This is a genomic window from Mycobacterium mantenii (assembly GCF_001667865.1).
Taxonomy (GTDB): domain Bacteria; phylum Actinomycetota; class Actinomycetes; order Mycobacteriales; family Mycobacteriaceae; genus Mycobacterium; species Mycobacterium mantenii_A.
Window position 1 is genome coordinate 1 of sequence record NZ_LZJP01000020.1, and the last position, 12648, is coordinate 12648.

The window sequence follows — 12648 nt, forward strand, 5'->3', positions numbered from 1 at the left end:
CTGTGCTTCACCGGTGCCGCGGGCGAACACCACTTGCACGTCCGGACACTGGGCCGAGGCGGAGGGAATAACGGAAGTAGTCACGGCAGAAGCGGCCACGCCCGACGCGGCGATAACTACTGCGGGACCAAGGGAACGAACGATGTGACGTGCAATCATGGCGTCCAAAGTGCCCATGCAAGTCCCCTCCCAAACTGTCAACTTGCCAACTATTGCGTCATCTTTTCCTGGATACCGGGGCGCGGCGACCGGCGGTGGATAGCGGCGGCGTCGCCGCGATCGGACCGACGCCACGCGTGTCGGATTTCCTACCAAAATACTTTAAGCCGTCGTTTGGTGTTGTCCATTCAGGGTAGGCGGAATTGCGTGTGCCAGATTGGGCGCTCATTGTCAGGAGGGTGGCGGCATGGCAACGGCTGGAACGGGTTTCGACGACGTGTCCGCCGAACTTGGTCCCGTTCAATACCACTCGCGGAAACCGGGGCACGATTGCGGTCAGCGGGCGCGCGACGCGCCTCTTCGCTGACGGAGGATGCCGACGGCCGGGCCGGCAACTTGATGAGAATTCTGGGTGTCGTGCCGGTCTCGCCCTGAGTTAAGCCGACGGCACCCATAGCGACCGGGTTGGTGTGGCTGTTCGGTGTCCGGTCGTTTGCACAGGTGATGGGCGAAGGACCTTGTCGGATAGCCCGTCGACGATCACCGCACGTGTGTCGGCAAGGTCACATACTGGCAAAGCTCGGATGCGCCCGGCGTGGCGCCCTATTAGAGTTGCGTATCTTAGTGAAAGCTTATGATTCGTTAAGTACGGAAACAGGTAACACGGAGCAAGGCTGTGGACACGGACCGGTTCGACGCGATCATCGTAGGTGCAGGTTTCGGCGGCATCGGCGCCGCGATTCAGCTCAAGCGCCTCGGGTTTGACAACTTCATCATCCTCGACCGCGAGGACGACCTGGGTGGCACCTGGCATGTCAACCATTACCCAGGCGTGGCCGTCGACATCCCGTCCACGACGTATTCGTACTGGTTTGAGCCCAATCCTGAGTGGTCACGGCTGTTCGCGCCGGGCGCTGAGGTCAAGCAGTACGCGGTGGACGTCGCCGACAAGTACGACGTGCGCCGCCACATGCGGTTCAACACGACCGTCGAGGGCGCGCAGTGGGACGAGGACGCCGCGGTGTGGCGGGTCGGACTGGCCGGCGGCGAAAGCCTGACCTGCCGGTTCCTGATCACCGCGACGGGGTTCCTGTCCCAGCCGCGCATGCCGGACATCCCCGGCATCGCCGGCTTCAAAGGCAAGGTGGTGCACACCACCGCGTGGGATCACGGGTACAGCTACGAGGGGCGTCGCATCGCGGTCATCGGCACCGGCGCGTCCGCGGTGCAGGTCATTCCCGAGCTGGCCAAAGAGGCCGCGGACCTGACCGTCTACCAGCGCACCGCGGCGCACATTCTGCCCAAGCCCGATTTCCCGTTCTCTCCGAACGTGCAACGCATGTTTGCCCGGCTGCCCGCGACGCAGCGTGCGCTGCGCTGGGTGACCGACATTGTTATGGAACTCATCTTGGTCATCGGTGCGCTGAAATTCGTGCAGACCCGGGGGCGGGGGAATATCGCCTTCGCCGACCTGGCCAAGATCAACCGGTTCCGGACGCTCCGGGACAAGGATCTGCGCGCCAAGTTGACACCGGACTACGACTGCGGCTGCAAGCGGCCCACCATGTCGAACGACTTCTACCGCGCTTTCACCATGCCTCATGTGCACTTGGAGACGAACACGATCGAGCGGATCGAGGCTGACGGCATCGTTACGGCGGACGGGCGTAAGACCGTCGTCGACACGCTGGTGCTGGCGACGGGTTTTGACCTGTGGGAGGCCAACTTCCCGGCCATCGAGGTAATCGGCCGCAAAGGGCGCAACCTAGGAAAGTGGTGGCGGGAGACCAGGTTTCAGGCCTATCAGGGCGTGTCGGTTCCCTACTTCCCCAACTACTTGGGACTGGCCAGTCCGTTTGCCTTCTCCGGGTTCTCGTTCTTCCACACCATCGAATACCAGATGCGGCACATGGACCGGCTGCTCGGTGAGGTCAAACGCAGGGGCGCAACCACCTTCGAGGTGACCGAGGAAGCCAACGCGCAATTCCTCGAGCGGGTGACCGAACTGTTGGAAACCTCGGTGTTCAACAACGGCGACTGTGCGACGTCGCGGTCCTACTATTTCAATCCCAAAGGTGAGGCGACCTTGCTGCGGCCGACGTCCACACTCAACGCGGTACGCGAAAACCGCACCTTCCCGCTGAGCGACTACTCGTTCACCTGAGCGCTCAGACGAGCGAGTAGTCGCCGCCGCGGCACTACCGACACCCACTACGCCGGTGGCATCAGCACCGTGTCGATCATGTACACCGTCGCGTTGGCGGTGGGAACGCCGCCGCACACCACGCCCGCGTTGTTGACCCTGAGTTCGTTGCCCTGGCCCGTCACGGTCACGTTCGCGCCTTGCAAAGTTTTGTGGGAGCCGACGACTCGTCCGGGGCTCAGCTGACCCTGCACCACGTGATAGGTCAGGATGCCCTTCAGCATGTTCGAATCGGTCTTGAGCTGGTCGATCGTCTGCGCCGGCAGCTTGCTGAACGCCGCGTCGGTCGGCGCGAACACCGTGTACTGGCCGTTGTTCAACGTGTCGACGAGGTTGACGTTCGGGTTCAGCTTGCCCGACAGCGCCGAGGTCAGGGTGGTCAGCATCGGGTTGTTGGATGCCGCCTGCGCCACCGGAACCTGCGACATCCCGTCGACCGACGCGGGACCGCTGGGATTTGCGGCCGCGTAATCCCCGCAACCCGGTCCCACCAGATCGGCCGCCGCCGCGGTCGGAGCGGTCACCAGTCCAAGACCGACCATGGCGGCTGCTGCAACACCCTTCGCCGCAACAGACGCTTTGTGCGTTTTCATCGTGTTTGGCCTCCTCAATCTTGCCGGTAGCGGATCTCGCCGCCGGGTTACATCGGTGATTCGGAGCCCGAACGCTTTTGGATTGCCGACAAAGACATCAAAGGCATCAAAGGCATTGCAGTCAGCCATACGTGAACGAATACACCTGCAGCCCCTCGGTGGGGCGGACCTCGAGTGTTCCCGACTGCGGGCGATCGTCCGAGACGATCTGGTGCGACGTCGGCGGCCCGCTGATCGGGACCACGGCGGATCGTCCGTCACGCGTGACCGTGAGTGTTCCCGTTCCGCCGATGACGATGTAGACGCTTCTCGCGCGGTAATTCAGCCTGATGCCGGACTGGTTACCGGCCGCGGTCGCGCCTTGGTAATCCAACGACCAGGGGCCGCTCAGTGCGAAGCTGTCGGCGGCGAGAGTCGGCGGGTAGTCGAATGCGGTTGTGCCCTCGTCATATAACCCACCACCCCCGTAATTGACGACCTTGCCCACGCCGAAATAGGTCTCGGGGGTGGTCTGTTCGTGTGACGGGGTCGAACGGCTCGCGTCTCTGGGCGGTGGCAGCTTGAGCCCGGACTGCGCACTCACGAGCAACTGCCTGATCGACTGCTCGGTGACGTCGTAGTCGCCCTCGCCGAATTTGATGTGTCGCACCCGACCGGTGGCGTCGATCAAATACTCCGCGGGCCAGTAGCGGTTCCGGTAGTTCGTCCACGTGGCATAGCCGTTGTCCAGGGCGATCGGGTATTTGATGCCCAGGTCGGCGGCGCCTTTCGCGACGTTGCCCGGAACCTTTTCGAACGCGTACTCCGGGGTGTGTACCCCGATGACCTCGAATCCGAGGTCCTTGTACGTGTTGTACCAGTTGGCGACGTGCTGGATGGCGCGTTGGCAGTTGATGCAGGAATACGCCCAGAAGTCGATCAGCACGACCTTGCCGCGCAGGGACGAGAGCCCGATCGGCTGGTCACCGGGTGTGTTCAGCCAGCCGTCGATGCCCTTGAGATCCGGTGCTGGACCGCAGCTTTCGAGCTCTGCCGCTCCGTTGCTGCAATTGGACAATTGTGCGTTCTGCTCGTTGACGATGCCGCCGAGGTTCAGCTTCTCCCGGATCCCATGATCGGTGGCCAGCGTGTCCTGCAGCCGGCCGGTGTAGTCCGGGATGCTTCGCTGCAGCGCCGCGGAGAGATTGAACACCAGCGCCACCGCGAGCAGAATCATCACGACCCCCGCCGCGATACGGATCTGTCGCTGCCTGCGCCGAAACGCTCCAACCCGCTGTGCCACCCGGTGGCCGGCCAACGCGAAGATCAGCAATGGCACGGCGGTACCCAGCGCGAATGCGCCCGTCAGCACCACCGTACGCAGACCAAGGGGAGCCGTGGCGCCGGCCAACACGATCGCGGCGAGAACCGGTCCGGCGCAAGGGACATAGAGCACGCCCAGCGCCAGGCCGAGACCGAATGCGCCGCCGCGCCCGCCGAAGTCCTTTTGTGGGATGCCGGCGAAGGGACGCTCCAACAGATGCTGGACCCTCGGAAATATCAGGCCGAGGCCGATCGCCACGAGTGCGACCAACGCGACCCAGCGAAGGGCGTCCTGCGGCAGATGCAACAGCGACAGCAGCGCCGAACCGGTCAGCGTGACCGCGCTGAAGCTGAGCACCAGTCCGCCGATGACGAGGTAGGGCCGAGCGGCGTTCGCGGCCTTCCGCTGGACCGCGACGTCTACGCCGCTTCCGGAAACAGGTTGTGCGGCAACAGGATCGCCGACGGTCTGAGCGCCCGCGAAGAAAACAACGGGCAGCACGGGCAGGATGCACGGCGATACCCCGGTGAGCAGGCCCCCGACGAAGCCGATCAGCGCGATGGTCAACACGAAGACTATTCGCCGCCGAGCCCGTCGCGGATTGGTAGTGCCGCAAAGAAAAACAGCCCGACCAAGGCCGGGCTGTTCTCCAATGACGGGCGCGGGTTTACTGGCCCGGCGGCATCAGCACGGTGTCGATCATGTACACCGTCGCGTTGGCGGTGTGCACCCCGCCGCACACCAATCCGGCATCGTTCACCTTGAGGCCGTTACCCTGACCGGTCACGGACAGCTTGGCGCCCTGCAGGGTGGTGTGGTCACCGTCGACCTTCCTCGGGCTCTGCTGACCCTGCACTACGTGATAGGTCAGGATGCTCTTCAGCAGCTGCGAGTCCGTCTTGAGCTTGTCGATGGTGGCCGCCGGCAGCTTGTCGAACGCGGCGTTGGTCGGTGCGAAGACCGTGTACTGGCCGTTGTTCAGCGTGTCGACCAGGTTCACGTTCGGGTTCAGCTTGCCCGACAGCGCCGAGGTCAGGGTGGTCAGCATCGGGTTGTTGGACGCGGCCGTCGCGACCGGGTCTTGAGCCATCCCCGCTACCGACCCGGGTCCGGTGGGGTTCTGCTTGGCGTAGTCGCCGCAGCCGGTTCCGATCAGGTCGGCCGCGGGGTCGGCCGTGACCGACGTCGTTGCCGGCGCCGCCATGCTGGTCTCCGTGCTGCTACCGGTCGTCGGCCCAGAGGCCGACTTGCTGTTCGAACAGGCCGAGATACCTACTATCGCCATCGTTGCGAGGCTTGCCGCAGCGATCGTTTTGGCCCGAGCGTTGATCATCGCGTTTTACTCCTTCATCACGGACGGCGCGGTTTGCGCGCGTTCTGATCGGACGCGAGTTATTCGGAGCCACCGTCGCCAGGGACGGGTTTCAGGTCAAGGGCAATTCGGCCAGTATCGTCCCGGTCGGTTGTGGTGACCCGGCACCGGGTTCGACCGTGAATGCCAGGGCCGTCGACGATCCGAGGTTGACCAGAGTCGCGGTCGTCGAGGGGCTTACCGCCGCGGTGCCCATCGTCCCAGCCGAAGTCGCGCCCTTGGCGCCCAGCAACCACATCTGATACACGGTGCCCGGAGATGGCGGCGGGACGTTGTTCATCACCAGCACTCCCGCGTTGCGGTCGTGCGAGAAGACCACGGTGGCGGTTCCGTCGGCAAGGGGGCGGGACACGGTGCGCACGTCGGGGGCAGCCAGGACTTGTTCGGCCACGGTCGATGCGGGCTGCGGCCGCATGAGCACGCCGACGCCGAACGCTACGGCACCGACCACGACCGCTGCCGCCGCTGCCAAAGCCGCCGCTCGCCAACCGAACTGGCGCTTACCACCGGTGGCGGCCGCCAGGGTGGCGGCCCGCAGCCGCGCCGGTGGCTCGGCGGCGGTGGCCGCTGACGCCACTGCCAGCGTCTCGCGGACGGCACGAACCTCGTCTTCGAACGCCGCGGCGACCGGCGCCGGCGCGGCCGCGACCCGCCGTTCGATTTCGGTGCGCTCATCGTTCGACACGGCATCGAGCGCGTACGGCGTCGCCAGCTCGAGCAGTTCGAAGTCGTTTGGTTGGGTCATGGCACTTCCAGGCAGTTACGCAGGCCGCGCAGTGCATCGCGCATGCGTGATTTTATCGTCGACAGGTTCGCGGACAACCGCTGCGACACTTCGCTATACGTGAGTCCGTCGTAGTACGCCAACTGGATACACTCCCGTTGCACTTCGGTCAACGCGCCGAGGCAATCGGTCACCCGGCGACGCTCGTCACCGGTGATCGCCGATTCGGCGACGACGTCAGAGGGCGGGTCGGCGTTGGCCGCGAAGTAGCGGGACTCGCGCGCGGTCGACGCTGTTTCGGTGCGCACCCGGTCGACAGCCCGCCGGTGCGCCATGGTCAGCATCCAGGCCAGGGCGGATCCTTTGCCGGAGTCGTACTCCGGTGCCCGTCGCCATACCTCGAGGTAAACCTCCTGGGTGGTTTCTTCGCTATACCCCGCATCGCGCAACACCCGCATGATCAGTCCGTATACCCGACTTTTAGTGAGGTCGTAGACGGCGGCGAAGGCGGCGCGGTCGCCGCGCGCCACCTTGCGCAGCAGCGCGTCCAGTTCGTTGCTCGGCGGTGCGGGTCGCATCATCGATCGGTAGCCTATCGCCGAACGTCGCCCTGTGGTCCACTCCGGTTATTCGTAGCCCGGGACCGATTGGATGGCTTCGTCATGCCTCAGTGGTGCGCGGAGCCGGTCAGCGGTTGCCCGTTGCCGGCCTGCAGCAGGCAGATGACGGTGCTCGGGGTGGGGTTGGCGCCGGTGCGGTCTTGATTCGAGTCGATGAGATAGGTGATCGAAAACCGGCCGCTGTCAACGGATTGACCGGTGTACGGCGCTAATCCACTCCGGCAATCGCGATTGGCGACGGTGGCGATGGCCGCGTCGACGGCCATCGGGGCGCGCAGGTAAAGACGAAGTAGGCGGTCATCCGGACGCGGAACCGGCTGCCCGTGGGCGGAACCTTGCCCAGGTAGCCGCGGTGGGTGCCCATCAACCAGAATTCGACGATCACCGCATCGGCGCTGTGGCGCAGCGCGATGATTTCGTGGTCCTGGTCGGGGAAGGCGGTCCTGGTGTATGTGTAGTAGTCGCGCACGGCCACATCGCCGTCGTGCACGAGCATCTGGGGGATCAGTTCGTAGCGCGGATGCGGGAACGTCGACAAGACGTCGTCCCAGGCTTGACGGACCTCGTCGTGGAAGTGGTCGAGCACGAGTTTCTGGCGGGCGGCCAGCACCTCGGCAGCGGGAAACGCGGGAATGGTCACGGGGTCAGCGTAATCCCGTAACTGATAGCGCATGCGCTATCAGTTTGGGGAAAGCGACATACCTCTCGGCAGGGCCTCCTGATACCAGGGCCTCCGGGTGGTCCACAGGTCTTCGCCGAAACAGCTAGCGCGGGCGCTAGCGGATTCGAGAAGGCGGTATACCTTTAGGGCAGAGGCGAACTCGGCGCGAGGGTGATCGCGAGAGCTACCGCGAGGGCTACGGAGGTCTACCGGGGGCTACCGCGGGGGCGTCCAGGCCACCGGCAACGTTTTGATGCCATGAATGAACTGCGACAGCAGCCGCGCGGGCTCGTCCGTCGCCACGATATCGGGGATCTCGCGACGCAATTCGTCGAAGACAACCCTGATTTCACGACGAGCCAGGTTGGCGCCCAGGCAGAAATGCGCACCGCCGCCGCCGAAGCCGAAATGCGGATTGGGGGTGCGCGCCACGTCGAACATCCAGGGGTTCTCGAACGCCGACTCGTCGCGATTGGCCGAGTTGTACCAGAGCGTGGCCTTGTCGCCGGCCTTCATCTTGGTGCCGCTGAGCTTGAAGTCCCGGGTCAGGGTGCGCCGCATGTAGACCACCGGGGACGCCCACCGCACGATCTCCTCGACGGCGGTGGGGGTCAGGCGGTCGAAGTTGGACCACCACTTGTCGCGCTCGGCGGGATAGCGGGACAACGCCAGCACACCGTGGCTGATCGCATTGCGCGTCGTCTCGTTGCCGGCCACCACCAGCAGGATGAAAAACGAGGCGATCTCCGTGGAGGACAGCCGTTCCCCGTCGACCTCGGCCTCCACCAGGCTGGTGGTCAGATCGTCGTGGTGATTGGATCGCCGGTCCTCGGCCAGCGCGCCGGCGTAGGCGCCGATGTCCATCGACACCTGAAGGAACTCGTCGAAATCGGTGGCCAGGTCCGGGTCGCCGAACCCGAGAATCACGTTGGTCCAGTGGAAGATTCGTTGATGGTCCTCTTCGGGGATGCCCATCATGTCGCAAATCACCTGCAGAGGCAGCGGACCCGCCAGCTCGCTGACCAGCTCGGCCTCTCCGTCGGGATGGTTGGCGATCAGCGACGCGACCAGACGGCGGGCCCGCTCGCGGACCGAGGCCTCGATGCGCGCCACCACTTTCGGGGTGAACGCGCGGCTGACGATCGAGCGCAGCCGCTGGTGGCGCGGATCGTCGAGCACGATCATCGAGCCGAAGTACTCGCTGATCTCCGGCGTGTTGTCGGCGATCGTGATGTTGGGGCTGGAGCTGAAGATGTCCGGGTGACGGCTCGCGAAATGCACGTCGTGATGCTTGGTCAGCGCCCAATGCCCTTCGCCCGGTTCGAATCCCTCGTACTCGATCGCGGGCCAGAACGAGATCGGCGCCTCGCGGCGCAAGGTGGCGAAAGCGCCGTCGCGGACGTCGTCGTCCAATTCCCAGAAGTCCAGCGACTCGAGATGGACGTCGGCGAGCGGAATGTCGGGCGGTGGCGCCCCGTTCGTCCGCGGCGCCAGGCCTTTCTTGGGGCCCGTCTTGAGGCTCACCTAGACCTCCTTCGTGCTGAAAATGCTAGGTCAGTGCGTACAGACGGTTCGGGCGGGCGCGCCGACGGTTGCCGTCGCGGCGCTCACCACGTTGCCGTCGAGCAAGATCTTGCAGGAGATCGGGCCCGGTCCCTGCGCGCTGATGGTGAACACCTCGCCGCCGAACCCGGTGAACTCCGTCGACCAGGGCAGCGGCGCATTCACCTGATGCAGCTGCCCGGCGTCGGTTTGGTAGTAGATGAACTCGGCGACGGCGGGCCCGTTGATCTCGTAGCGGACCTTCGGCATCTGGGGCAGGGCGTGGGCCACGCCGCACGCGTTGGCGAACCCGAAACCGACGGCCAACAGGACCGAAGGTCCGGCGAGGTGCTTCGTCATGAAATGCATCGTGTCACCACGAGCGAGCGCACGGAAGCTCTTTCGCCCATGCCGGGCTAGATGCCGCCTGCGCGCGCGCTTAATGTGAAGCCGAAGCGGGGGCTGTGGAGGCGGAAAGGTGGCGTCAAGGCATGGCGGGACACGGCTCAAAGCGTGTGGTGGTTTATGGAACCGGCTTCGTCGGCAAGATGGTGATCGCCGAGATCGTCAAGCATCCGTTGTTCGAGTTGGTGGGCGTCGGAGTGAGCAACCCCGACAAGGTCGGCCGCGATGTCGGCGAGATCTGCGGGCTGCCCGAACCGGTCGGCATCACCGCCACCGACGACATCGACGCCCTGATCGCGTTGAAACCCGACGCGCTGGTGCACTACGGCCCGACGGCGATGCACGCCAAGGAGAACATCGCGCTGATCACCCGCTTCCTGCGGGCCGGGATCGATGTGTGCTCGACCGCGATGACCCCGTGGGTCTGGCCGACCATGAGCCTCAACCCGCCGAACTGGATCCAGCCCATCACCGAGGCCTGCGAGCTGGGGGAGTCGTCCTGCTTCACCACCGGCATCGACCCCGGCTTCGCCAACGACCTGTTCCCGATGACGCTGATGGGGCTGTGCTCCGAGGTGCGCCGGGTCCGGGCATCCGAGCTGCTGGACTACACCAACTACGAGGGCGACTACGAATTCGAGATGGGCATCGGCCGCGAACCCGAATTCAAGCCGATGCTGGAAGACCGCGACATGCTGGTCTTCGCGTGGGGCGCCACCGTCCCGATGATCGCGCACGCCGCGGGCATCATGCTCGACGAGATCACCACCACCTGGGACAAGTGGGTGACCCCGACCGAGCGCAACTCCGCCCGGGGCGTCATCAAACCGGGCCACGTCGCCGCCGTCCGGTTCACCATCAACGGCGTCTACAAGGGCGAGACCCGCATCCAGCTCGAGCACGTCAACCGGATCGGGCTGGACGCCGCCCCGGACTGGCCGACGGGTTATGACAACGACGTCTACCGCGTGGACATCGAGGGGACGCCGAGCATCTCTCAGGAGACCGCGTTCCGGTTCACCGACGGCTCGGGCCGGGACGCGGCCGCGGCCGGGTGCCTGGCGACCGGCCTGCGCGCACTCAACGCCGTTCCTGCGGTCAACGACCTGCGGCCGGGCTGGGTCACCCCGCTCGACCTCCCGCTGATCGCCGGCGAAGGCACCATTCGCTGAGCGCGCACAGCCGGCGCATAGCCGCCGCTGACCCGGAATACAGGTTTTGGCGGCACAATAACGGCTAGCCGGATGCGAGTCGCTGCTGCGGATACGGGGATCGGGATATGGCCAATGGAGTCGGGACCGCGCTGGGCTTATCGATCGGTGCCACCAACCTGGCGGCCGTCACCGCCAACAACGCCATCACCCGCAAGCCCGTCCTGACGCTGTACCCGGATCGCCCCGCCGAGATCGGCATCCCCGCCGAGAACCCCAGACTGCAGGGACCCGGCGTCGTGATCACCGGCTTCGTGAACCGGGTCGGCGACCCGCGTGGCGTCGTGGCCGTCGACGGCTCGGTGCACCGCAGCGAGGTGTTGATCGCCGACTCGCTGCGGGCGCTCGCCTACGCCGCCACCGGCGGACGCGCCCTGCCCGACAACGTCGCGGTCACCTATCCGGCCCATTGGGAATCGCACGCGGTGGAGGCCCTCGGCGCGGCCCTGAGCGAGATTCCCGAATGGTCGCGGCGCGCGCGCCCCATCCTGCTGATCCCCGACGCCGCGGCGACGCTGCTCGCCGTGCGGACCAACCCCGGCATACCGCCGCGCGGGACGGTGGCCATCTGCGACTTCGGCGGCAGCGGCACGAGCATCACCCTGATGCACGCCGACGGCGACTACCGGGCGCTGGCCCCGACCGTTCGGCACCGCGAGTTCTCCGGCGACCTGATGGACCAGGCGCTGCTGGGTGTCGTCATCGCCAACATGCCCACCACCGGTGCGTTCCCCACGGGCACCGCGGCGATCGGCTCGCTGAGCCGGCTGCGCAGCGCATGCCGGGTCGCCAAGGAACAGCTGTCCGTGAGCACGACGGCCACGCTGACCGACGGGCTGACCGGGACGCGCGGCGAGATCCCGCTCACCCGGCACGAACTTGACGACGCGATCCGCCCGTCACTGACCAGCGTGCTCACGGCACTGGATGACACGTTGGCGCGCAACGGGATTCGTGATCTCGTCGCGGTGGTTTCGACGGGCGGCGGGGCGAACCTGCCGACCGTCACCACCGCGCTGTCGCGGCATTTTCGCGTTCCGGTCGCCACGACCCCGTGCCCGCAGCTCACGCCGGCGGTTGGCGCCGCGTTGCGGGTGGCGCACGGTCCCGGTGACGCCGGCGCGACGCTCTCGGCGCCCGTCGCTCCCGCCACCGCAGCCGTCGCACCCGCGACTGGGACGGGTCGGGCGCCGTGGCGGCCGGATCCGCGCCCGGAGGCCACCGCGACCGCCCAGGCGCCACCGGCCGAGCCGACGCAGGCAGAACTGGCACGGGCCTGGTCGGCTACCGGTCACAACTCGCGGGCCGACGCCGCCGGCGCGATCGGGGATCCGACGCCTGACGCCGGCTCGATGTCGGCTTCGGACGCCGCGCCCGAAACCTCGAAGCGCGGGGGGCTGTTTTCCCGCCGGCATCTGCTGCCGGCCGCGGCCGTCATCATCGCCGTCGCGGCCGTGCTGCTGGTGGGAACCGCCGTGGCGATCGGGCTGAGTTCGCAGAACAAATCGGCGACCACGCCGCCGCCGGCCTTGAGCACGAGGCCCCCGGCTCCCAACAGCGCGACCGCCGCACCCGCCCCGCCGCCGGACGTTCCGGTGCCGTCGACCTCCGACACCACCCCGCCCGCCGAGACCGAGACGCCGATGACCACGACGCCCAAAGCGACTCCTCAGGCGGCGCCACCGGCCGCGGGGGCGCCGCATCGGGTGGCGGCCCCGCCGATCCCACCCATCCCGGGTGTCAACGAACCCATTCCCGGACTCGACCGGGTCAACCAAATCATTCAGGAGATCGAGGGCAACTTGGGCATCAGCGCGTTAGGCCCGATACCCGCTCACTGAGCGCAAAATGCGAA

10 protein-coding genes and 3 pseudogenes are annotated in these 12648 nt (G+C 66.2%); 3 read left to right on the forward strand and 10 right to left on the reverse strand.

The annotated features are described in order from the left end of the window. Positions 1-177 (reverse strand): annotated as a pseudogene (locus A5688_RS26620) (cutinase family protein); the annotation flags it as partial. A 658-nt stretch (positions 178-835) separates the two neighbouring features. On the opposite strand from A5688_RS26620, the gene A5688_RS03255 reads away from it, so the two are divergent. Beyond that, the gene (locus A5688_RS03255) at positions 836-2323 is read left to right on the forward strand and encodes a flavin-containing monooxygenase (protein WP_067836620.1); all 1488 of its coding nucleotides are present in this window, start codon (positions 836-838) and stop codon (positions 2321-2323) included. A gap of 47 nt (positions 2324-2370) precedes the next feature. Here the strand turns inward: A5688_RS03255 and A5688_RS03260 are convergent, their stop codons facing one another. The 9 genes and pseudogenes from A5688_RS03260 to A5688_RS03300 all read right to left on the reverse strand — a co-directional run bounded on the left by A5688_RS03260 (position 2371) and on the right by A5688_RS03300 (position 9537). Then, positions 2371-2904, reverse strand: coding sequence for a fasciclin domain-containing protein (locus tag A5688_RS03260; RefSeq protein ID WP_242660333.1), 534 nt, complete (start codon positions 2902-2904; stop codon positions 2371-2373). A gap of 172 nt (positions 2905-3076) precedes the next feature. Then, a complete protein-coding gene (locus A5688_RS03265; RefSeq protein WP_067912451.1) occupies positions 3077-4828 on the reverse strand; it encodes a cytochrome c biogenesis protein DipZ in 1752 nt (583 codons plus the stop codon). A gap of 97 nt (positions 4829-4925) precedes the next feature. After that, complete coding sequence (locus tag A5688_RS03270; RefSeq protein ID WP_431602675.1) at positions 4926-5462, reverse strand: fasciclin domain-containing protein; 537 nt, start codon at positions 5460-5462, stop codon at positions 4926-4928. Positions 5463-5682: 220 nt separating this feature from the next. Then, a complete protein-coding gene (locus tag A5688_RS03275; protein ID WP_067912445.1) occupies positions 5683-6375 on the reverse strand; it encodes an anti-sigma factor in 693 nt (230 codons plus the stop codon). Next, a complete protein-coding gene (locus tag A5688_RS03280) occupies positions 6372-6935 on the reverse strand; it encodes a sigma-70 family RNA polymerase sigma factor (RefSeq protein ID WP_067912442.1) in 564 nt (187 codons plus the stop codon). Before A5688_RS03280 ends, A5688_RS03275 begins: the two co-directional genes overlap by 4 nt. Before the next feature lie 86 nt (positions 6936-7021). Then, positions 7022-7267: pseudogene (locus tag A5688_RS03285) on the reverse strand (hypothetical protein); the annotation flags it as partial. Beyond that, positions 7255-7614 (reverse strand): annotated as a pseudogene (locus A5688_RS03290) (ester cyclase); the annotation flags it as partial. The pseudogenes A5688_RS03285 and A5688_RS03290, both read right to left, overlap by 13 nt. Positions 7615-7851: 237 nt before the next feature. Beyond that, positions 7852-9159, reverse strand: coding sequence for a cytochrome P450 (locus A5688_RS03295; RefSeq protein ID WP_067912439.1), 1308 nt, complete (start codon positions 9157-9159; stop codon positions 7852-7854). A gap of 30 nt (positions 9160-9189) precedes the next feature. Continuing rightward, positions 9190-9537, reverse strand: a complete 348-nt coding sequence (locus tag A5688_RS03300; RefSeq protein WP_207546588.1) for an MmpS family transport accessory protein — start codon at positions 9535-9537, stop codon at positions 9190-9192. A gap of 131 nt (positions 9538-9668) precedes the next feature. Here A5688_RS03300 and A5688_RS03305 point away from each other — a divergent pair, with 131 nt between their 5' ends. Both A5688_RS03305 and A5688_RS03310 read left to right on the forward strand, forming a co-directional pair. Further along, positions 9669-10754, forward strand: a complete 1086-nt coding sequence (locus A5688_RS03305; RefSeq protein WP_067836610.1) for an NAD(P)H-dependent amine dehydrogenase family protein — start codon at positions 9669-9671, stop codon at positions 10752-10754. 107 nt (positions 10755-10861) lie between these two features. Then, positions 10862-12634 carry an Hsp70 family protein gene (locus A5688_RS03310; protein WP_068268050.1) on the forward strand — a complete coding sequence of 591 codons (1773 nt, stop codon included), beginning with the start codon at positions 10862-10864 and terminating at the stop codon, positions 12632-12634. Positions 12635-12648 lie beyond the last annotated feature (14 nt).